Source organism: Mesorhizobium sp. M7A.F.Ca.CA.002.04.1.1 (assembly GCF_004022805.1).
GTDB lineage: Bacteria > Pseudomonadota > Alphaproteobacteria > Rhizobiales > Rhizobiaceae > Mesorhizobium > Mesorhizobium ciceri.
In genome coordinates, this window is record NZ_RZPL01001314.1 from 1 (window position 1) to 460 (window position 460).

The following is a 460-nucleotide window of genomic DNA, read 5'->3' on the forward strand; positions in this document are numbered from 1 at the left end:
CTCGCCGTCTATGTCGGCGCCAATTTGCCGGCGGTTGACGAAGGCGTCTATGAGATTCCCGACGAGTTCCTGGCCAGAAAGATCATCTCATGGTCGACCTTCGGCAGCGCGCGGCAGGCCAATCATCCGTTTACGCAATTGTTCCAGCCCAAGGAATTCGCATCGCTCGATTATTCCACGCTAAAACTGGTGCGCACGCCGGAAGCGCTGGTCGAGCGGCTGGACAATGGCGCCTGCCAAGGTTGCCATCAGGCCGGTTCCACTGCCGGCTTCCATTTCATCGGCCTTGACGACAAGACGACATCGCCGCTCAACCGCATCGAGGTCGACATCTCGCCGCATCTTCATGCCGAGATCCCGCGCCGCCAGGCCTGGCTGCGCGCTACAGCTGAGGGCAGGGAGCCAAACCGCTTCCGTCCGCTCTCCTTTGCGCCGCCGGCAGCCTGGACGGACGCCGCGG

General features: G+C 62.8%; 1 pseudogene. It reads left to right on the top strand.

From position 1 onward, the window contains the following. Positions 1 to 460: pseudogene (locus tag ENZ75_RS33965) on the top strand (hypothetical protein); the annotation flags it as partial.